Origin of the sequence: Sporosarcina sp. FSL K6-1540, assembly GCF_038620285.1 — a bacterium.
GTDB classification, from domain to species: Bacteria; Bacillota; Bacilli; order Bacillales_A; family Planococcaceae; genus Sporosarcina; species Sporosarcina psychrophila.
This window is the reverse complement of record NZ_CP152018.1, coordinates 2,875,781-2,897,553: the sequence shown is the minus strand read 5'-3', so window position 1 is coordinate 2,897,553 and position 21,773 is coordinate 2,875,781. Positions and strand designations below refer to the sequence as shown.

Here is a 21,773-nt window from a genome sequence, read left to right as displayed (position 1 = left end):
TGCGTCACGTGCGGTTGTATGGGAGATGTTGGGGATTATTAAACAGAATTGAAGTTTACCACTTGCTAAAGGCGGAATCAACACCATTTAGTACAATGGAAAAAATATTCTGATTAAAGAAGTGATTCAGCGCGGATAGATACAGATAAGTAAATTCACTACCACTGGTTTAGATATTCGTAAAAGTAAATAGCGCTTTCTCATCAAACTCTCATCTGCGTCTCATGTCTCTCTAATTTAGGTGCGTTACTCTAGATAAGTAGGACAGGTTGAAAGCATGTCCACAAAATTGGCTAGCGTATTTCATGTACATTAATCAATTCTTAAAAATTATTCTATCAAACATAAAAAATGGAGGCCCCAACTATGTTGACTAAACTTCAAAATCGAATTCATGAATGGATAGCAGTAAACTACCAAGGGAATGAATATTCATGGCTCTCCCAGAATGCAGTCACAAACTGGTTTAGCCCTAATCCATTAAGTAAACATGAAATTCAGCAATTACAACAAGCTAAAATCAAAGCAAATGCTAACATGCATAACTTCATGTACTAGTCCTAGAATTATACTTTCTCAGCAAATTTTTATTATGACTTTTAAAATATCAATCTAAAAAAATGGAGGCTACAAGTATGGTCAATCAATTTCAAATTAAAAAAGCGTTATTCCAGAACCACATTAATGAACGGTTTTCATTTTCATTAAACTACCAAGGTAATGATTTTCAAGGCATTTATCACGAGGGCGTAATTAACTGGTTCAATCCACACCCACTAAACAAAATTGAGTCACAACAATTAGGAAAAATCGAATCCAGCGTAACTAATAAAATGAACAGGCTTCTTGTCTCCAGCTAAGAAGTGTGGCGAAAAAACAAGCTAATTGCACGTGGCAATCAGCTTGTTTTTTCCTAACTATTAGACTTTAAATTGTCCCATATCATTTTGCAGTTTTTCCGAAAGCTCCGCAAGCACTTGCGCACTTGAAGAAATCTCTTCATTTGCAGCAAGCTGTTGTTCTGTCGCTGCGCTTGTCGACTGAGCTGCAGCAGATGATTCCATGGCAAGTTCCTGCACTTTTGAAGAACCACTAGATACTTCATCCGTCATTGTACGAATCTGTTCGATTGCGGCGGAAACAGCTGTCACTTTTTCACCGACGTCACTAGCCGCCTGTTCAATCCGGTTAAATACACTGCGTGTACGTTCCGTCACAACAAGCCCCTCTTCAACGCGGCGATTTCCATCTTCCGTGCTGGAAACAGCCTGTGCGACGTTGCCAATCATTCTATCAATCATATTACCGATTTCTCCAGCGGATCGTTTCGACTGTTCAGCAAGTTTTCGCACTTCTTCTGCAACAACCGCGAAGCCTTTTCCATGCTCGCCAGCACGGGCTGCTTCAATCGCCGCATTGAGCGCCAGCAAATTGGTCTGCTCAGCAATATCAGTAATGAGTGACGTTACTCTCCGGATTTCTTCCGAATAATTAGCCATGCCATTCATTATCTCAGCCGACTGTCCAATTGCTGAACTAATGACCGTCATTTGGCCGTTAACATCTTCCATAAGGGATGCTCCCTCTTCGACCAATTGGGCAACGTCTTCAGATGACAGAAGCATTGCTTCATTATCTTCCGTAATTCGGTTGATGCTTGTTACCACTTCTCCCATAGCTAAAACCGTCTCATTTACAATCGCAACTTGCGATTCGCTTCCGAATAAGTTTTTCTCCGAAATTTCGGCAACCATTTCAGATGCTGCTAAACTCTCTTCCGAACTCGCAGATAATTCTTCCGCCTGGACGGCAAGCTGAACTGCAGATTCATTTGCATTCGTAATGATAGCACGAAGGTCTTTGCTCATACTGTTAAATGCCGTCGCCATCTCACCTATCTCATCTTTATTGCGAATTATAACCGGTTCTATTGCTAAGTTACCATCCGCAATTTCTGTTAACGCTGCTGTCATTTTCCCGACTGGACGTGCAATACTACGGCTGATCACAACAGCAATAGCAATACTCAACAGAATCGCTAGGGCAATTAGCCCCACAGTCAAAATACGTGTTTGCTTAATAAGTTTTTCAATTTCTAGATTTATTTCGTCCGTCTTTGCATTTTGATCATTAATTTGGTCATTGATTTCCGTTACAATTATATCCTCAAAGACAGATGCATCAGATGCAATACTGAGCGCCTTTTCTTCACTGGAATTATTAAGTTCACTAATGGCCGACTCTAAAGTTTCTACATAATTTACACGTGAGTCTTTTAGTTCGTTAAATAACACACGTTCGGCGTCTGTCTGTGGCAATTTGTCTAGGATTCCCCAGTACAAATCAAATGTTTCGATTGACTTTTCTTTATTCTTTAAAAACAATTCATTTCCAAACAATAAGTAGCCCCGAAAATCGGTCGAAGTTGCATACTGTGCAGATAATAGTTTTTCAAACAACACCACTTTTGTTACCTGTTCGTCTAGGATAGATCGGTACTCACTATTCACTTTAGTTAGCGACCAAAAACCCATTGCCCCCACTATTATCATAAAGACAAGAACAGATAAGAACCCGCTCCATAATTTTTTACCAACTGAAAATTTCATTTAAGTTTTACCTCCCGCATATTAAATCCATTCATTAGTATAGCTTATATGAAACTAGTAGTATAGTTGTAATAATAAAATATAATGACATAGGTATTAACATCTAATTACAATTTAATCCCATCTAAAAAAACCTTACTTTACATGTATCTTGTAAAGTAAGGTTTTATTCTATCAAGATCACTTTTCAAAACGAACAACCCATTGGTTATCCACTTGTTCAATGCCTGTACCCTTCCAACCATCATACAGGTACTTTTGTTGTTGTTCTGTATCCGCCATCAAGACAAAGCAACAGTCCAAGGTATCCTGTTCTATTAAAGGGCCTGTTAAATCTTTCATCAAAATATATCTGAGTAAATCACCATATTTCACTTTTAATGCTACTATTTGCATACCATGTGCAAATTTATCTTTTAGACTGGCAATATTAAACGGTGCAACAGTTGTACAAATATAGCGGAATCGCTGTGAATCAACTTGCTTCATTAGAACTTTCCCCAATAACACTTGTAAGCCATTGCCTTGGAAGTCCGGATCGACATTCGAGATTTCGGAATAGAGCACAAGCGGCCATTCACTTCTTGGTAGTCCCGCATCTTTCCCTAGATGCTCTTCATCCAGTTCTGGTTCAAGCATGGCCCGAAATGCAATCAGTTGTTCTTGATAATAGGCACCAATCATGAGTCCTTTGCCGTTTAAAATATAGCTAAACTCCTCTGCTGTCAACGGCTGTAAAAAAGAACCTGTAGATAATGATTCAATCACTTTCCGCTGAAGGATAAGAATTTCGTCGAGCTGATCTGCTTCTAAGCGTTTTATAGTAATTTCACGCCCGTTTTTCAACAAATGCTTTTCCCTCATCCGCTTACCTTCTCTGAGAACACAGTCAGTTCCTGCAACACTTGCTCATCAATGTCGATTCCTAATCCCGGCTTGCCACTCAAACGGATAAATGGAACGTCATAATGTAAATTTCCAACGTCTTTGCTGAACTTAAGCGGTCCTGTTAATTCCACACTTGTAATTATTTTTTTCGAGAATGCAACGTGGAATCCTGCTGCTGATCCGATAGATGACTCCACCATCGAACCAATCTGACACTCAATCCCCGCCATTTCGGCCATATGGGCAAGCTTTGTTGCTGGATAAATCCCGCCACATTTCATCAATTTAATGTTCACTTTATCAGCAGCACGCTTCGCGATGATTTCTCTCATGTCACGCACGCCACGTAAACCTTCATCAATCATCATTGGAGTAGAAGACTTAGATTTCACCTCGACCATACCATCTATATCATCAGCTCGCACAGGCTGCTCCAACCAATCGAGCGAACAGTCCTGCAGCTTTTGAAGACCTTGTAATGTATTGGCGCTATTTACCCAACCTTGGTTAACATCGACACGAATCGCGATATCCTCGCCTACACGCTCACGTACCGCTTGAATGCGTAATACATCGTCCGCTACATTGGTGCCGACTTTCATTTTCATCGAACGGTATCCAGCGGCTACACGTTCTTCTGCTTCATTCGCCATTGCTTCCGGAGCTGCGATGCTTAACACATGCGTAATCGGAAACTCTTCGTGGTATCTTCCTCCAAGAAGATTATAGACAGGGACATCAAGTGCTTTTCCTGCAACATCATAGCATGCTATGTCAATTGCAGCTTTTGCTGTTGGTACTCCGTAAATTTCAGCATCCATCAGTTCATGAATTCGCTCCATATTCATAGGATTTTCACCTATTAACTTCGGTGCCAGGGTATTTTTCAAGATTTCAAAAGTACCTTTCCAACTCTCACCCGTTACATGTTCATCGGCAACACCTTCTCCATAGCCGACTAAACCGGTATCCGTTGTGATTTTGACAATGATGGATGGCATATAATCATAAGTAGCGTAACTAATAATAAAGGGTTCATAAAGTGGTAGGTGAATCGCATAAATTTCAATTTCAGCTATTTTCATAAGTCAAAATCCTCTCTCTTGGCAAACTCTATTTTTTATTGTATCATTGTCGTTAAATAGTCGCTAATCATTGGGGGTTCATCGTGAAGATTAAAATCGCAGTTATCGGGTCAACTGATTTTTGCCAACGTACAGAACAACTTGTCAACAATCGAAAAGATATTGAACTTAACTGGTATCGCTACGCTGAACCCAGTGAGGCACCGAGTTTACTGCAGACACTTAAACCGTGTGATGCCCTTTTGTTTTCAGGTTCCCTGCCTTACTTTTATTCCAAAAAGCTACTTGAAAACCTACCGATCCCAGCCGTTTACCTGCAACAAGATGAAACAGCATTGGCGATTACATTGCTTCATTTATCTACACAGAACCAGCAGGAATTGAGTCGCGTATCCATCGACGTGCGTGAGCAATCCTATATTGAACACGTGCTCAATGATTTGGGTCGAAGTGTGGAGTTGCCTTTTGTTCACTTGCTAAAAGATGATGAAAAAATCACTACCATAACGTCTTATCATCAAACTCTTTCTTTACAAGGTAAAACAGATATGGCGATTACAAGTGTCCATGCTGTTTTCGAACAGCTACAGCAGCAAAACATTCCTGCATGTAAGATGATTGACCCTGAAAGTACGATTCTTCGGAGTATTGAACAGGCAAAACAGCAAGCATTGTTACAAAAAAGTAACTCCGCACAGATCGCAGTCGGAATTATAAAATCAATTTCTTCGCGACAAAACGTAGAGACATCTATTGCGAAAATGGCGTCCATCATGCAGGCTCGTTGGAGTGTACATGACGGTGATTTCACCCTGTACACTTCAATGGGAAACATCGAATCCGCTATAAAAAACAAGGAATTTCTTTCTACGTTCCAATCACTTGCTACCAAAGCGAAAATGGCATTCGGCTGTGGCGAATCAATCATTGATGCAACTGAAAACGCGAACTTCGCACTCAATCTTATACAACTAAGTGATGGTCATTGTTTTTATATGTTAGATACAAACAAAAGATTGCATGGTCCGTTTCCACAATCGGAAGTAACCGTTGAGATGAAAATCACTGAACCTGCCCTTGTGGAGATGGCCGAAAAAACCAAGCTCAGTCCAGCAAATATCTCTAAATTGATGCAATATAGTCTGATGCGTCAAACGAAACAATTTACTGCAAATGATTTGGCATTATATTTAGATGTCTCACGAAGAACAGCAGAACGTACATTAAAAAAACTCGTCGACTATAAGTATGCGACGATCATTGGTGAAGAAATGACCTACCGACAAGGAAGACCTCGCGCTTTATATGAATTTAACTTTCACCCTTATTTTTAAAAAGAATGGAAAGTTCACTTGACAGATGTGAACTTTCCATTCTTTCTCGTCTAGACTCCAGCGCTTGCGCTTTTGTTTTTAAGCCAAATTTACCTCTTCGTTTACTTTTTCTTTTTTTAATTCATCTACTGCAAGTTTTTCCTTTTCTTGTTCAGTCAACTTCACAATCGAAAAGCCTGTTAATGCATAAATAATGGATATCAAAGGAACAACTAAATTCAATATGGCATATGGACCGTATTGTACAACACTTACTCCCAATGTTCCAAAAATGAATACACCGCATGTATTCCATGGGATGAAAACCGAAGTCAGCGTTCCACCGTCTTCAAGTGCACGTGATAAGTTTTTCGAATGCAAGCCCATATTCTGATACGCTTTACTGAACATCCGTGATGGAACGACGATAGAGATATATTGCTCTGAACAAGATGCGTTTGTTAAGAAACAAGCTCCGATTGTCGAGATAATTAACGACGCGGAAGATTTAACAACTTTAAGCAGTTGATTCATTAATGACATAAGCATGCCCGAAAACTCTAGAATCCCGCCAAATGTCATGGCGACAATAGTCATAGATACCGTAAACATCATCGAATCCAATCCGCCACCGTTAAACAAAGCATCTACCATTACATTCCCTGTGGCAATTGTGAATCCGCTTTGCAAAGCCTCAATGCCTGCAATAAGCGTACCGCCCTGTACAAAAATTTGTGATAGGAAACCAAGCACAATTCCTATTACAAGAGCAGGTATAGCAGGTACTTTTACAGCAACAAGTACAACAACGGCCAATGGTACAAGCATCAACCACGGTGAAATGACAAAGCTTTCTTTTAACACTTGTGCTGTTTGCGCAATTTCTTCTACTTCAATATTGTTTGCTGCAAAACGATTTCCTAAAAAGGCATAGACGCCAAGAGCAATTGCTAAGCCAGGAATCGTCGTGTAAAACATATGCTTGATATGATCAAACAAATCCGTCCCTGTTAACCCTGCTGCTAAATTCGTAGTATCTGAAAGCGGTGACATTTTATCCCCAAAGTAGGCTCCTGATATAATTGCTCCTGCAATCATACCTGCTGGAATCCCCATACTTAAACCGATTCCCATTCCCGCTACGCCGATTGTTCCCATTGTCGACCATGAGCTACCAATTGCCAAAGATACAATTGAACAAATAAGACAAATTGTTACGAGAAACCAAGCTGGTGTAATGATTTGCAAACCATAGTAAATCATCGTTGCAACAATTCCGCCGCCCATCCACGCTCCAATTGTCAGCCCTACCAAAATAATGATAACGACAGCCGGAAGAGCCAATCGAATACCTTTATACATCATTTCCTCAATTTCCTTCCAAGTAAATCCAGCTCGCCAAGCTACAATAGCTGCAGTCGATGTTCCAATTATCAATGGAATATGAGGACCTTGTTCTAATTTAACAACCGTAAATATCATGACAACAATCATTACGACTAAAGGAAGTAACGCCATCCAAAAACCGATTTTTCTCTCATTTTGTTGATCCATCTATATTCCCCCAGATTGAAGTATTTTCAAAATTATTAACTGTCGCTTAATAGTCGTTAATAGATATATTAAGGGCTGTTTGGAACAAAGTCAACCGTATTTCCGAATTATTTGTAAGCGGTTTCAAAAGAAATGAACTATTATTAAAGTTACCCCCATCAAAAATAATCTCGCCCCGCCCTTCAAATAAAATAGGTAATGAGATTTTTCATTCTGATTTAAAATGGCTAGGCGGAAGCATTTTAACACTTTAAAAGAGACTTTTTGCATTGTAAGTGTTGAAATAAAGAACTTCATTGAATTAGCTACAGCGCTTGGGGATGCCTCCCCCTTTTAAGGCACCTTCACTCAATTTATATAGGTATTCGAATGTCCAACTTATATAGTTGTTTATTTCCAAAAAAAGTATCGTAAAAAAGCACCTATTCTGATAATATGTAAGCAACTAAACACTATCAAGCTGACACGCATAAATTTCTATCCGCTGTGTCATTCTCATCTTTTTAGCTCAGATAGTAACAGTCGAATGGAAAATACTACTCTCCATCGAGAGACTGCAATCGGAAAGGTTTACTGTAGTTGGTTAATCACTAGATATCTATCGACTAGCCCGCAATAAGAATTCCATATTCTATAGGATGGGAGCATGCATATGCACTCAAAGAAACTATATAGACGACACATCTCTCCTCCAGTGGTAATTGCCGGAAATTTCCTCCTACTAATCCTTATCGGCACGTTACTTTTGAAATTGCCGATCGCAACTGAGCGCCCAATCACTTGGATTGATGCACTATTTACAGTGACGTCTGCAACGACGGTGACTGGGCTAATTGTATTCGATCCAGGCTCTACACTTACATTATTTGGAGAAATCGTTTTACTGTCTCTTATTCAATTGGGCGGAATTGGCTTAATGGTATTTGCCGTAGCGATACTTTTATTGCTTGGGCGAAAAGTTGGGATGCAGAACAGAATTTATCTACAAGAATCCTTTAGTTTTCAAACGCTTGGAGGAATGGTGAAATTCGTTCGTCAGATTTTACTTTTTGTTCTGATTGTTGAAGGGATTGCTATTATCATCTTATCGCTCCATTGGGTACCTACCTTTGGGTTACGGGATGGGATTTATTACAGTGTTTTCCATGTCATCTCGGCATTTAATAACGCAGGATTTTCATTATTTCCTGATAACCTTTCTAAATTTGTTAGTGACCCGCTCGTTAATCTTGTTCTTTCTTCATTACTCATCATTGGAGGATTGGGGTTTGTAGTCGTGCTCGATCTTGTCAAAAACAAGTCGTTTGTGCATTGGTCACTTCATACAAAGATGATGATTACTGGAACGATTGCATTAAATTGTGTAGCCACAGTGACAATCTTTGTGCTTGAGTTTAATAATACGCATACAATTGCTGACTTTTCATTGGCCGATAAAGCACTGGCATCTTATTTCCAAGCGGTTTCTCCCCGTACTGCCGGCTTTAACACAATCTCGATTGGTGACATGGAAGAACCTTCTTTGTTATTTACAATGCTCCTCATGTTCATCGGAGGAGGTAGTGCTTCAACTGCATCGGGGATTAAATTAACTACATTTATGATTATTGTCATAGCTACCCTCTCCTATTTTAGATCCATACGCGAACCTCATCTTTTTGGGAGGACGATTAAATTCGACATTATCTTTCGATCATTGGCAATTGCAACGGTTAGTACTATGATCGTTTTTGGTTTTATATTTATATTAACGATTATAGAAACCATCCCGGTATTTCCTCTCGCATTCGAAGTCTTTTCAGCATTCGGGACTGTGGGATTATCAATGGGGGTAACCGAAGACTTTAGTGCTATTGGAAGAGTGTTATTATGTGTGGTGATGTTTTTAGGTCGCATTGGTCCACTGACATTATTCTTTTTACTGCTGAAACCGAAAAAAGAGTCTTTCCGTTATCCTTATGATCAAGTCCAATCTGGATAAAAAATAAATGACTCGAAGTACAAAAAAATAGCCGTATAATCCTTCCTCTTTGACAAATACTATTTGCGAGGACACAAACAACAATGAATCCTCTGCCAAAATAGCAAGGCAAGGAGGGATAATGCGTGAAGCATTGGGGATTAAAAATAGGTATTGTTAGTGTTATGTTTTTTTCAATTGCTTATGTTTCTTTTGCAACAGAGAAAGATAGGCCTTATTACGAGGATAAAGGGTATGTGCTGTGGGATATCCAAACAACAGAGAAAGTCATTGCTCTTACATTTGACGATGGTCCACATCCTACTTATACACCGCAAATCTTAAATGTACTTGCTAAATACGATGCGAAGGCAACTTTTTTCGTTATTGGAGAGTACGCTAAAAAATTTCCAGCTATTATCCTTAGAGAAAAAGATGAAGGCCATGAAATAGCTAATCATACGTATACCCACCCCTATTCAAAAACTGCAGAAGTACTAGAAAATGAATTAATAAAAACGAATGAGGTCATTTATGACATTACCGGTACTTATCCAACGTTATATCGGCCCGTAGGTGGAAGTTATAATGATCGTATTATTAATATTGCTGTAGAGAATGGGTTTAAGGTGGTTATGTGGTCATGGCATCAAGATACAAAGGATTGGCAAAGACCAGGGGTAAATAAAATTGTAACAACCGTATTATCAGGTGCTAAACCAGGCGATGTCGTTTTATTTCACGATGCGGGCGGTGATCGCTCCCAAACCGTGCAAGCACTTGAAGAAATTCTACCTGCACTTAAGAAGCAGGGATATGAATTTGTCACGATATCTGAACTTTGGAATAGTAATGGTAGTCAAGTATCAAATCAAAAAGATGATTTATTGAAATGAAGTGCCATAGATCTATCTACTGAGCCCTTAATGATGAGTTCAAATTTCCCATTGGAATTATAAAAGAGCTATTTATGTTGAATTAAAGAATCCCACTGAATTTACTGTGGCGCTCAATAATGCAAGAGCTGTTATTCGGGTTGTGGGTTGTAGATCGCTTGGCGCTTTGGGGATGCCTCTCGCCCTAAGCCTGGATTAGCGCTTCGCATCCAGTCTTACGGCTTCGGCGACCCCTTTGCCGCGCTTGCGCTTGGGTATTCATTATCGAGAGAAATGTGATTTTGAGATGTATATGGCGAGATTGTAAGGTGATTACTAGTTGATACTATATAAATTGAAATAAAAAAATTCCATTGAACCGCTTCGGCTACCCCCGTTAAGACGCCTTCGCTCAGTATATATACCGGATTCAACATATATAATTATATTCAAGAAATCCACAATCTAGGTTGCGGATTTTATCACCGCTAATGAAATGCGCTATCTCAAATAGACCATCCAGCGAAGGCGCATCTTCGTGGTAGCCGGAGCGATAAGACTGAAAGCGGTCTTCTTTCTGGCTTATCGCGGGAGGCATCCACAAAGCGTCGAAGCGGTATTGGCAGGAATTCTAATTGTGCTAAGTATCGGGACTTTTTCAGTGGCCGCCCAAAAGCCCTTGTAAAGCGCATACGCCGTATTCATTTGTTCAACATATATATTCAATCATTATTGTTATGAAAGCAGTATAAGCTTGGATAAAACCGATTGTAGGTAACTATTTACGGTTGGCATCTGCTTGTGATGCCACTTTTTTCACACCTCAGTTCCTCAAAAACGTTTCTTATAATCGCCGCGGACACTAATTCGCGCTGCATTTGTTATACTGCTCTATGTAGAAACTTTCATAGAGGGAGTGTTATGTATGCAAATCATAAAAGGTAAAAATGCTATAATTACTGGTGCAGGCAGAGGTATCGGCCGCGCGACAGCCATTGCTTTTGCTCAAGAAGGCATCAATGTAGGACTTATCGGAAAAACAGCCGAAAACCTTGAGAAAGTAGCAAAAGAACTTAGCGAATACGGTGTCGAAGTGACGATGGCAACTGCCGATGTGTCGGATAATGAATCAGTCATTGCTGCAGTCGAACATATCAAAACAGAGCTTGGTCCAATCGATATCCTCATTAACAATGCAGGCATCGGTAAATTCGGCAAATTCCTTGAACTTTCACCAGAAGAATTCAAAAATATAATCGATGTTAACTTGATGGGCGTCTATTACGTCACACGAGCTGTTCTACCAGAAATGATTGAAAGAGAATCAGGCGACATCATTAATATTTCCTCAACTGCCGGTCAAAAAGGAGCACCAGTTACAAGCGCATACAGTGCATCAAAATTCGGTGTTCTCGGACTTACGGAATCGCTTATGCTTGAAGTGAGAAAACATAATATCCGTGTCAGCGCATTGACACCGAGCACAGTCGCTACAGATTTGGCTTTCAGTGAAAACTTGACAGACGGCAACCCGGATAAAGTGATGCAGCCTGAAGATCTTGCTGAAGTAATGGTTGCACAATTGAAACTGCACCCGCGGATCCTAGTTAAATCTGCTGGTTTATGGTCAACTAATCCTTAAGAGAACTTCAACTAAATTTTTTCAAAACAAAAGGACCTTTTTAGGTCCTTTTGTTTTGAATGAATAGTCTATTCGTTTTTCCGGATTTCTATATAGCGTATTTGATGCCCGTCTAGTTCTTTGATTATAAAAAGGAAGCCGTCTTTCTCAATCACTTCGTCTTCTTCAAGTTCGTAATTCTGTGACAAGCACCATCCGCCAATCATATCTACAGTTTCATTTTCCAATGATGTTCCAAGTAAATCATTAATTTCTTCTATCAATACTTTACCGCTGACGATATAATGGTCTTCTGCAATTCTTGTGATTTCCGCGATCTCATCTGCATCAAATTCATCGTGTATATCCCCGACAATTTCTTCAAGGATGTCTTCGATTGTTACCATTCCAGCCGTACCGCCATATTCATCGATTACAAGCGATAATTGGGACCGTTCGTTTTGCATTCTTTTTAGAACTTCATCAATGGGCAATGTTTCGATTACCACTGGTATCGGATGCAACAAGTCTTTAATGGAGAATGACTCTAAGGCCGAGCGATCTCCGAGAGTAAAGTATAGCAAATCCTTACTGTTGATAAAGCCTATGATATTATCTATATCCCCCTCGTAAATGGGATAACGTGTATATCTTTCCTCTTGGATTGTATATGCTACTTCATCGAAAGAAACATCCGAGGAGAACGTTACCATTTCAGTCCGTGGCACCATAATCTCTTTTGCAATTCGGTTGTCAAATTCGAACATTTTGTTAACATAGTTCAGTTCGGACTGATTAATTTCTCCGCTTTTAAAACTGTCTGACAAAATGAGCCGTAACTCTTCTTCAGTATGAGCAACTTCGTGTTCCGATGCTGATTTAAAGCCGAATAGACCTATAAGCAAACGAGCTGATCCATTCAACACAAAGATAAAGGGAAACATTAATTTATAGAACCACATTATTGGTTTAGAAAAAAGCAATGTCAATGCTTCTGCTTTTTGGATTGCTATTGTCTTCGGAGCAAGTTCCCCCACTACAACGTGTAGGAAAGTGATGAAGACAAAGGCGATTACAAAGGAAAGTATCTGGGAAACAGATGGATCTACATCGAATTTTTCGAACAGTGGATGTAGCATTGTCTCGACTGTTGGTTCCCCGAGCCAACCAAGCCCTAAAGCAGTAATTGTAATTCCTAATTGGCAGGCAGAGAGATACTCGTCCAAATGAGTGGTGACGTGCTTTGCAGATATCGCACCTTTTCGTCCTTCCGCAACTAGCTGATCAATTTTTGTACTTCTAACTTTCACTAATGCAAATTCTGTTGCTACAAAGAAAGCTGTTAAAGCAATTAGTACTGCGACTAATACTAAATTTAATATTTCCACTATGTCAACCTTACATCAAGCAAGGCCTCCACCTCCTGAAATGATTGTCTGCTACTTTCGCGTGTAAAATTAGACAAGTAATTGTAATAAAGCTTGTATTACTGGCAGAGTGTCATGGGTGATGCTCTCCTTAATTGAAGAGTTTTCCCGTTCAGCTCTTTTTAATAAAACCAAAAGTTCCTGAAGATTACTTTTTACTAAGAGTGCTTTCTCCAGCACCTGCTCACTAGTATCAGGAAACGCCAGCTTCTCATTAATTTCTTCAAGTGAGAAACCTTTTCCCTTTAAATGTGAAATCTTATCTAACTGCTCAACATCAGAAAGTTCAAAAAGCCGATAGCCAGTATCGGAACGTGATGGTTTTAAAAGATTCAAGTTTGTATAATAATCGATTGTCCGTTTAGATACTCCTGCAATGTCGGCCAATTCCCCAATTCTTAGTTTATCCTTCCCAATAGGCTCGCCTCCAAACTATCACGTGATACTTTTATTTTACCATTTTTATGAAACAACAAACAAATATTGAACTAACTATTTTCTACACTTTCAAAAAATTGTTCATAGAATTGTACTAAATCGCGCTCCTAATATAATAGTTAAAACATGATTGGCTAAAATCAAGCTATATCACCTGACAATCTAGAAATCGAGCAAGCCATCACTTTAATCGATAAAATAAGGATTTTTGTAACTATATAGGTTGAAATAAAGAATCCTACCAACAACACTTGGCGCTAGGGGATGCCTCCCACAATAAGCCGGACAGAAAATCACTGTAAGTCTTATTGCTTCGGCTCCCCCAGTAGATGCCTTCGCTGGAGATTATATAGAAACATTTATTCAACATATATACTATGAAAAGCATCATTCGCTGTACTTGCGTTTTTTCAGTGAACTAGACACCCAAACCATGCTTCCACAAGCTATTAGTTCCCCATGACTTGTGCAACCTTTTTTACTACATAGCTGCTTCCACCTTTATCTTCTATACTTTCAATCATCATAGCCAAAATATAAGATGTTTCATCTGTTTGATACCCGACGAAGAATCCATTTTCCTTGCCGCCTTTTTCCTGTGATGACTTTAATTCTGTAGTACCTGTCTTCCCAGAAAGTTTAACAGCAGGGATATTTGCATCTTTAGCAGAACCATTTACCACAACTTCACGTAAGTCTGCCCGAAGGATTGCAGCGTTCTCAGCTGAAATAAGCCCCTCTTTCCATACTTCACCTTTTGGTTCATCTTCGAATAAAACCATCTTGAACATCTTTCCGTCATTTAAGATTGGAGCATAACTCGAAGCTAAGTGAGCGATGTTCATTAACATTTGACCTTGTCCATAAGAGGTATCCACAAGTTGTGCTTCTGTCCCGATTGTTCCGTCATTCGATATTTGAGAAGTTCGGAGTGGATAACTAAAGGGAATATCTGCTCCAAAACCGAATCTTTTTAGACCTTCAGTTAGGGTATCTTTCCCCATTTCGAGTGCTTCCTTTGCAAAATAGATATTATCCGAGTAAGCAAGTGCTTTTTTTAAGTCGATTGGATTCGGTGGAGTATAAACTCTTGTGACACCAAAATTGCCCCATGATTCATCTTTTTTCCACCTCTTCCCTTCAATTGTATACCCTTTACTAGGATCAATCGTTCCTGCCTCTAATCCAATTGCCGCTGTAATCGGTTTTATTGCCGACCCCGGAGCATATGTCGCTGCGAATCGATTTAATAGTGGTTGTAAAGGATCATCAGTCAATTCTTGGTAGCGTGATGAACCCACGCCAATCATAAATTCATTTGGATCGAAAGCTGGTGAACTTGTCAACACAAGCATTTCTCCCGTTTTGGGATCCACTGCTGCCGCTGTTCCTACCTCACCATTCATCGCATTAAATGTCCTCTGCTGAAGTTCCGCATCGATTGTTAATGTGACTGAATTACCATCTGCCGCAGTTTTCTCAGCTATCGTAATTCTCTCTGCTTCTTGTTTCGTTTTCTCAATATATATTCGAATCCCGTCCTGACCACGGAGCTGTTCTTCAAGTAGCTGTTCCAGTCCACGTTTACCGATAGAATCGTTTTCTCCATACCCCTGAGCTTTGACTTTCTCTAACTCGTCAGCATTAATACGACTGATATAGCCCGTAAGATGTGAGAGTGACTCGCCATATGGATATTCTCGCATTTCTACTTGTGTATAGGTAACCCCTGGCACTTCAATCATTTTTTCTATAATCATATCTTGGGTTGATGCCACTTTTTTAATAGGAACAAATTGATCTGGCTTGACCCAACTTTGAGTGAGTTGTTTGTTAATAAATTCCGGCGTTACGCTAAGTATTGTTGCGAGTTTTTCTGCATCTCTTTCTTCATTGAACTTTTCTGGTACGATTCCTGCTTCGTAGCCTTTTCCGTTTATAGCCAAAGGCAGTGCATTACGATCAAAAATTTCACCGCGCTTTGAAGAAATAGTAGAAATGCCTACTTTATCTGCCTTCGTTAAATCTGGGAGAATGAAAGATGGATCCCATTCGACAAACCAATTTTCATCTTCACTTGATTTACTATATGTCATAATTACTTTTTTCTCGAACTCCACTGGTCCTGCAACGGTTTCCATTGTTATATGTACAGGAAACTCCGGTTGATCCTCAGGTTTATAGTTCTTATCTTCATCCGACTTAGTAAAAACAACTTTTACATCAGTGATAGTTAAATCTTTATAAAGCTTCGTCGTTCGGTCAATATATTCACTTGAACCAAAAGCATCTTTTGAAGCTTCACTTACATATTCATCATACATTTTTGTAAACTCAGCATCGTTCCATAATTTGATATAAGCCGAAAGCCTATCTTCGGGCGTTTCCTTTTTTGAACATGCTGCGAGAATAGCAATAACGATAAGAAAAATACCGATGTATCTCCATTTTTTCATATGTATGACCTCTTTCATTTGTATTTACACTGAAAAACCATTTGTGAATAATTGGATTTAATTACTTCCCTTAGTTTCAAGGCATTTCTTAAGGCATTACTCAAAACCCTCCTTTTTATCAAAGGCATCCTTCATCATAAAAAGAACGCTCTACTATCAGTACGTTTAATTATACAGAAGGTTCCATTAATTCAAAATAAAAGACCTTTAAATTACACTTTCAAAATTCACTCCCCTGCATTTCAATTCCACTGACTAAATTTCCACATAAAAAAACACCACCAAAAGGCAGTGCTAATTCATGTGCTACTATGTTGTTAATTTAAGTGTGTTTGTCCATACATTTATACTAACTCCAGCAACTCACTCAATAATAAGGTGAAATCAGTATATACACCAAAACACCTGTAAAGCTGACGTATAACCAAATCGGCATTGTCCATCGCGCAATTTTCTTATGACGCTCATTCTCCATATTCCATGCGCGAGCTACACTCGTCAGTGCAAGCGGGACGATAGCTGCTGCAAGAATAATATGTGTAATTAGAATGAAGTAATAGAATCCAGCCATAAAGCCTTCTCCACCGTAGGGCGTGGATGGTGCTAGATAATGGTAAGAGACATACGTAATTAGGAAGAGAAATGTAGTAACAAACGCCGCGTAGATAAAACGGCGATGAACAGTGATATTCCTTTTAAGAATAGCGATAAGAGCACAAACCAGGAATACAAATGTAAAACTGTTGAAAATCGCATTCATCAAAGGAAGGATTGTTAGATCGAATGCATCAAAATCTTTAACTCCTCGCATTCCAGACAAAACGCCAATTGCACCGATGAGTATAACAGAAAGTGCAATAATCCATGGTTTATAATTACGTTTTTTAAACGTTTTTGCAGATTTTTCATTCTTCATCATAAAAATCATTCACTCCATTACTAATTAGATGAAACGCTATCCTATAATTGTATAGCAAGAAGTAAATCAATGCCTTATCAAAGAGTACTTTTTTGTGAACGAATACTAGCTCCTTATTTCCAACCATGGCCTACTTTCCTTCCAATGCACATGGACGGGAATTCCAAATGTGTCACTTAGCAACTCATCGCTAACTACTTGTTCTTTGGGTCCTGCGGCGATGACTTTTCCATCCTTCAGAAGGAGAACATGTGATATCCCTTGGACAAGCTCTTCGATATGGTGGGTTACATAAACGATATGACATTCATCCTTCATAATTCCATCCAGTGATTGGAGGAACCGCTCACGCGAAAGAATATCCAATCCAGAGCATGGTTCGTCCAACACAAGCATTTTAGGCTCACTCATTAACGCACGGGCGATGATGACTTTTCTCTTTTCCCCTTCTGAGAGTAGCCGATAGGGCTTTCCTTTCAAATACGTCAACTGCAGGCTCTCGAGTAAAGAATCCGCTTTCTCCCATTCTTCTTTTTTCACTTGCTCATAAATACCGAAACTAGCAAACTTTCCACTTACTACGACTCTTTCAATCGTTTCATTATTGAAATATTCGGCAAAGCGCTCCAATGAACTACTGACAAAACCTATTTCTTTACGGAGTTCCGGCAAATTGGTCTTCCCAAACAGATTGCCCAATACGCTAACTTCGCCAGTTGAAGGGAAATGGAATCCAGACATGATACTAAGTAGGGAAGTTTTCCCTGATCCATTCAAACCAAGTATTCCCCAATGTTCATTTTGATGGACGGACCAATTAATGGCCTGCAAGATTACCTTGTCCCCCTTACTGAATGACACTTCCTTGAATGAAACAATTTCATTCACACTAAAAACCTCCCTTTTTTCACGGCAAAAAGCACCGTGTAGGTAATGTAAATTCACTTGACTTCGCTAAATTACTTTGTTTGTCTATCATTATAGTTGACTAGTCCAGATTCTGCTATGCTAGTAGCAGGTCAAAACGTTGGAGCTGAACCCTAATGAATTTACTATTAATTATTTTACCAGTATTTATCATCTTCTCAATTGGCTACATAGGACAAAAATTTATAGGCTTTGATATTAAATCAATTTCAACAGCGGCCCTTTATTTAATGTCTCCCTTTTTAGCATTCCGCACGTTTTACACAAATGAGTTGACGATGGACTATTTCTATATTGTGTTATTTAGTTTACTCCTGACAACTATCCTGCTAATTGTTGTATGGATTACGGCAATTAGTATGAAGGCAACACGGTCAGAACTATCAGCAATGATTCTTGGCGGGGTATTTATGAATAGCGGGAACTACGGAGCTCCGGTAGTACTGTTTGCATTCGGAGCAGTCGGATTTGACTATGCCGTTATTATGATGGTATTTCAATCGTTACTAATGAATACCGTCGGCATCTTCTTTGCAGCGATGGGTGGAGAAGAAAAATCTACATTACGCCAGTCCGCACAGCGGGTGATCCGTATGCCGCTCATGTATGCCGCCTTTTTAGGAATAGGACTCCAGCTAGTTTCAGTGCCCATTCCAAACGCAGTCATGGAAGCCGTTAGCCTCATTGCTGATGCATCTATTCCGACTGTGATGCTCGTACTCGGTATGCAGCTTGCGGCCATTTCGCGAAAAAGAGTCGCTTACCGCTATGTTTCTGCCGTCAGTATTATCAGAATGGTAGCCTCTCCGTTGATTGCAGTCGGAATTTTGCATTTCATGCCCGTCAATGACCTTCTAAAAGCGGTCGTTATTGTACAAGCATCCATGCCGGCAGCGGCAAATACAACGATGCTTGCATTACAGTTTGGGACAGAACCTGATCTTGTATCGTTTACAACATTTTTCACAACACTAATCAGCATTATCACTATTCCAGTCATACTGTTCTTCTTGGGTGTTTAATACTGACACGTGATTGGAAACAGATTTATCCCGCATTAACGGGCAGTAAGACCCCCACTTCAAGTATTCAAGGACATAAGAAGAATAAGTGGGGGATCAACTGCCCGTAAAAGCCCGAATGGTTAAACTAACAATCAGTGGGGGATGAAGAACGCCCCCTCTGATTGAAGATTAACTTTATCGTCTCCATCCGTATAACTCCCCCCTACTCCGGTTAGATTGACAGTAGTCTACTTTAGATAAGGCCGGAAAGGATGACCGAGTTGAATATGATGCGTTTAATTTTACGAATCGCGATGTTTTCTACACTAATACTGATTGTCGGTTGTAGCAATAAGAACCTAGTAACAGAATCCGATTCACCCAAAGAGCCGCTTGGTGAGACATACGGCTTCACGGCTTTTGATGTAGCAATTGATACAAAAGAAATCAAACAAGCAGTCACCGCCAATTATGATGAAAAACGTGATAAAACAGAGGCAACATACGAAAATCAACCAGAGGACCTCTACTTGCATGGCAATAAAGCCATGGAAAAGCTTAATACAATCTTCGAGGAACTCTCGCTTGAACCAGACATGGATGACGAAGATATCATCAAGCAAGCATCAGAAGCATTCGAAGTGATTGATTATACAACGTTAAAATTGACAGTGAAGTTTAAAGGCCACGATATAAAAAAATTAATGATGTCGAAATAGTCCCTCTGAATAACAGTAACGCCCCTATCAGCAATTGATTGGGGCTTTTTTTGTTGCAATCATTAGCTCTACTTTTTGCGCGTTTACACTTCTTTTAAAATGAATCCTCAAGACATTCATGATGCATCGAGTTTTTTGCCAAAACATTTTGGGAAAATCAAAGATCTTGATTTCAGCTTACATTAGACAAAGCAGCTATGATTTTTTAAAGTGTAGGGGATAGTAGATGGTCAGTTCCCCCACTGCTTATCTCTGAATAAGCTATTGTCCACTGAAGTTATTCCTATGGCTAATCATATAGGAGTAGCGCCACCACTTAGCTTGTTTGAACGCTTTTGTTCATGTAGCAAGAAACCCCTACTGCAATAACAGTTTATTATAAGTAACGGGAGGTCCAAGAGATTGAAAGAGAGCAAAGCGGCTGACATTCATACTTTAAATTGCATGGCATTCATTATTCAAGTATAATATAAGATTACCGGTTACATACTTTATTTTAATTCGTCTTTAATTTCACAGTTTTCACCATAGAAATCATGGTATCATTGTATTTTCGGGTAGTTGAAATCATGGCTATTAATTAATCGAAAATCGTATGTACACTATTAGGAGGTGTTTTATGATTTCACCTGATTATGTTGAACAATCCAAAGTGAAAGCGCAGTTAGCAAATGCAATTACATTGATGAACTTATGTTTCGGCGTTATTGCTATTATTCTTATTATAAAAGGCTTAGGTCATATGAGTTTACTTTTCATCTTCCTTGCCGCATTATTTGATCGTTTCGATGGAATGGTCGCGAGACATTATAATGCAGAATCGCTTTTTGGTAAAGAACTTGATTCATTATGTGATTTAGTTTCATTCGGATTAGCACCCGCATTATTGATTTACGAAACAACACTTTATTCGACGCCTTGGCTTGGAATCATTGCTACCGTTTTTTATGTCTTAGCCGGTGCAGTTCGTCTCGCTCGATACAATGCATCTGAATTTGATGGTGCATTTTATGGTGTTCCTATTACGGTAGCAGGGGTTGTCATGACACTAAGCTTTTTCCTTGTTCCATATGTGGGTCCATTATTTTTCGTTATATTGATGTTGATTATGTCAGTATTGATGATTAGCAACATTCGTATTGCGAAAGTGTAAATGAATCGTTCGGAGGATAAATTAAATGAAAAAAGTACTTTTTAAATCTTTTGTTGAGCTCACGGGGAATCCAGTTTCTTCTGCTCTCTTAAAATCATTTACAAGTTCACGATTTAGCCGGCCGTTCATCCAGCCATTCAGCAATGCTTATCGCATTAATAAAGACGAAATGGAACTCCCAATCTCACACTATAAAAGTCTACAAGCCCTCTTCACACGCCAGCTAAAAGAAGGTATTCGTCAAGTGGATCCTTCGCCCAATGCCCTCACTTCACCAGTGGATGGTGTTGCAAGTGGAGTTGGGAAAATAGCTACCGACCAATCTTTTCTGATAAAAGGCCATCAGTATAAGATAAACGAAATTATGGGTACCTCTGAAAAAGCAGCTGCTTATAAAGATGGCACGTATTATATCTTTTACCTGTCACCTAGCCATTATCATCACTTCCACTATCCTGTTACAGGAAGTTTGGTTTCACGCTACGCTCTTGGCGGCGTTTCTTATCCAGTGAATAGTTTAGGATTACGTCTTGGACAGAGCCCCTTCTCCACGAATCATCGCCTCATTTCAGAAGTAATGACAGATTTCGGAAAAGTGGCCATAATAAAAGTTGGAGCTTTAAATGTGAATAGCATACAGCTTCACAATTCATCAAAAGAATGCATTAAAGGAAATGATTTTGGTTATTTCAGTTTTGGATCTACAGTTATTCTGTTTATAGAAAATAATCCGGACTTCATTCCGACTATTGAGTTGAACAGTGAAGTGCAAGTGGGACAAGCAGTTGGTAAATGGACTCAGTAGTATATAAAAAGCAATCCTTG

At 39.4% G+C, this 21,773-nt stretch carries 19 protein-coding genes; 10 read left to right on the top strand and 9 right to left on the bottom strand.

Annotation, left to right across the window (positions count from 1 at the left end; all coding sequences use genetic code 11):
• Positions 1–366 precede the first annotated feature (366 nt).
• Together MKY15_RS13700 and MKY15_RS13695 are read left to right on the top strand one after the other, a co-directional pair.
• Entirely contained in the window at positions 367–558 is a 192-nt protein-coding gene (locus tag MKY15_RS13700; protein WP_067206889.1) for a hypothetical protein, read from the top strand.
• A 77-nt stretch (positions 559–635) separates the two neighbouring features.
• The gene (locus tag MKY15_RS13695; protein WP_067206887.1) at positions 636–860 is read left to right on the top strand and encodes a DUF5342 family protein; all 225 of its coding nucleotides are present in this window, start codon (positions 636–638) and stop codon (positions 858–860) included.
• A 60-nt stretch (positions 861–920) separates the two neighbouring features.
• On the opposite strand, the gene MKY15_RS13690 is transcribed toward MKY15_RS13695, so the two are convergent.
• From MKY15_RS13690 to MKY15_RS13680, 3 genes are all read right to left on the bottom strand, one after another.
• A complete protein-coding gene (locus tag MKY15_RS13690) occupies positions 921–2,609 on the bottom strand; it encodes a methyl-accepting chemotaxis protein (protein ID WP_187047026.1) in 1,689 nt (562 codons plus the stop codon).
• 180 nt (positions 2,610–2,789) lie between these two features.
• Positions 2,790–3,473, bottom strand: coding sequence for a GNAT family N-acetyltransferase (locus MKY15_RS13685; protein ID WP_342537772.1), 684 nt, complete (start codon positions 3,471–3,473; stop codon positions 2,790–2,792).
• Positions 3,470–4,582: a dipeptide epimerase gene (locus MKY15_RS13680; protein ID WP_187047024.1), complete on the bottom strand. Its 1,113-nt coding sequence runs from the start codon at positions 4,580–4,582 to the stop codon at positions 3,470–3,472. Before MKY15_RS13680 ends, MKY15_RS13685 begins: the two co-directional genes overlap by 4 nt.
• Positions 4,583–4,665: 83 nt before the next feature.
• On the opposite strand from MKY15_RS13680, the gene MKY15_RS13675 reads away from it, so the two are divergent.
• Positions 4,666–5,916 (top strand): HTH domain-containing protein, encoded by a 1,251-nt coding sequence (locus MKY15_RS13675; protein ID WP_342537771.1) that lies wholly within the window; start codon positions 4,666–4,668, stop codon positions 5,914–5,916.
• A gap of 78 nt (positions 5,917–5,994) precedes the next feature.
• On the opposite strand, the gene nhaC is transcribed toward MKY15_RS13675, so the two are convergent.
• The gene (gene nhaC, locus MKY15_RS13670; RefSeq protein ID WP_067206876.1) at positions 5,995–7,449 is read right to left on the bottom strand and encodes a Na+/H+ antiporter NhaC; all 1,455 of its coding nucleotides are present in this window, start codon (positions 7,447–7,449) and stop codon (positions 5,995–5,997) included.
• Between the two features lie 646 nt (positions 7,450–8,095).
• On the opposite strand from nhaC, the gene MKY15_RS13665 reads away from it, so the two are divergent.
• The 3 genes from MKY15_RS13665 (at position 8,096) to MKY15_RS13655 (ending at position 11,926) form a co-directional block, all read left to right on the top strand.
• Positions 8,096–9,430, top strand: coding sequence for a TrkH family potassium uptake protein (locus MKY15_RS13665; protein WP_342537770.1), 1,335 nt, complete (start codon positions 8,096–8,098; stop codon positions 9,428–9,430).
• 164 nt (positions 9,431–9,594) lie between these two features.
• Complete coding sequence (locus tag MKY15_RS13660; RefSeq protein ID WP_342539753.1) at positions 9,595–10,305, top strand: polysaccharide deacetylase family protein; 711 nt, start codon at positions 9,595–9,597, stop codon at positions 10,303–10,305.
• A 904-nt stretch (positions 10,306–11,209) separates the two neighbouring features.
• A complete protein-coding gene (locus MKY15_RS13655; RefSeq protein WP_067206872.1) occupies positions 11,210–11,926 on the top strand; it encodes a 3-ketoacyl-ACP reductase in 717 nt (238 codons plus the stop codon).
• A 68-nt stretch (positions 11,927–11,994) separates the two neighbouring features.
• Here the strand turns inward: MKY15_RS13655 and MKY15_RS13650 are convergent, their stop codons facing one another.
• The 5 genes from MKY15_RS13650 to MKY15_RS13630 form a co-directional block, all read right to left on the bottom strand.
• Positions 11,995–13,293, bottom strand: a complete 1,299-nt coding sequence (locus tag MKY15_RS13650; RefSeq protein ID WP_340765671.1) for a hemolysin family protein — start codon at positions 13,291–13,293, stop codon at positions 11,995–11,997.
• Positions 13,294–13,362: 69 nt separating this feature from the next.
• Positions 13,363–13,719: a MerR family transcriptional regulator gene (locus MKY15_RS13645; protein ID WP_067206867.1), complete on the bottom strand. Its 357-nt coding sequence runs from the start codon at positions 13,717–13,719 to the stop codon at positions 13,363–13,365.
• A 500-nt stretch (positions 13,720–14,219) separates the two neighbouring features.
• Positions 14,220–16,226, bottom strand: coding sequence for a penicillin-binding transpeptidase domain-containing protein (locus tag MKY15_RS13640; RefSeq protein ID WP_342537769.1), 2,007 nt, complete (start codon positions 16,224–16,226; stop codon positions 14,220–14,222).
• A gap of 367 nt (positions 16,227–16,593) precedes the next feature.
• The gene (locus tag MKY15_RS13635; protein WP_067213866.1) at positions 16,594–17,142 is read right to left on the bottom strand and encodes a DUF420 domain-containing protein; all 549 of its coding nucleotides are present in this window, start codon (positions 17,140–17,142) and stop codon (positions 16,594–16,596) included.
• 108 nt (positions 17,143–17,250) lie between these two features.
• Positions 17,251–18,033, bottom strand: coding sequence for an ABC transporter ATP-binding protein (locus MKY15_RS13630; RefSeq protein WP_338653177.1), 783 nt, complete (start codon positions 18,031–18,033; stop codon positions 17,251–17,253).
• Positions 18,034–18,188: 155 nt separating this feature from the next.
• Between MKY15_RS13630 and MKY15_RS13625 the strand changes: the two genes are divergently transcribed.
• From MKY15_RS13625 to MKY15_RS13610, 4 genes are all read left to right on the top strand, one after another.
• Positions 18,189–19,094, top strand: coding sequence for an AEC family transporter (locus MKY15_RS13625; protein WP_342537768.1), 906 nt, complete (start codon positions 18,189–18,191; stop codon positions 19,092–19,094).
• A 269-nt stretch (positions 19,095–19,363) separates the two neighbouring features.
• A complete protein-coding gene (locus tag MKY15_RS13620) occupies positions 19,364–19,795 on the top strand; it encodes a YusW family protein (protein ID WP_342537767.1) in 432 nt (143 codons plus the stop codon).
• Positions 19,796–20,414: 619 nt separating this feature from the next.
• Complete coding sequence (pssA, locus tag MKY15_RS13615; RefSeq protein WP_067206854.1) at positions 20,415–20,948, top strand: CDP-diacylglycerol--serine O-phosphatidyltransferase; 534 nt, start codon at positions 20,415–20,417, stop codon at positions 20,946–20,948.
• Positions 20,949–20,973: 25 nt separating this feature from the next.
• A complete protein-coding gene (locus tag MKY15_RS13610) occupies positions 20,974–21,753 on the top strand; it encodes a phosphatidylserine decarboxylase (RefSeq protein WP_342537766.1) in 780 nt (259 codons plus the stop codon).
• The last annotated feature ends 20 nt before the right edge of the window (positions 21,754–21,773 follow it).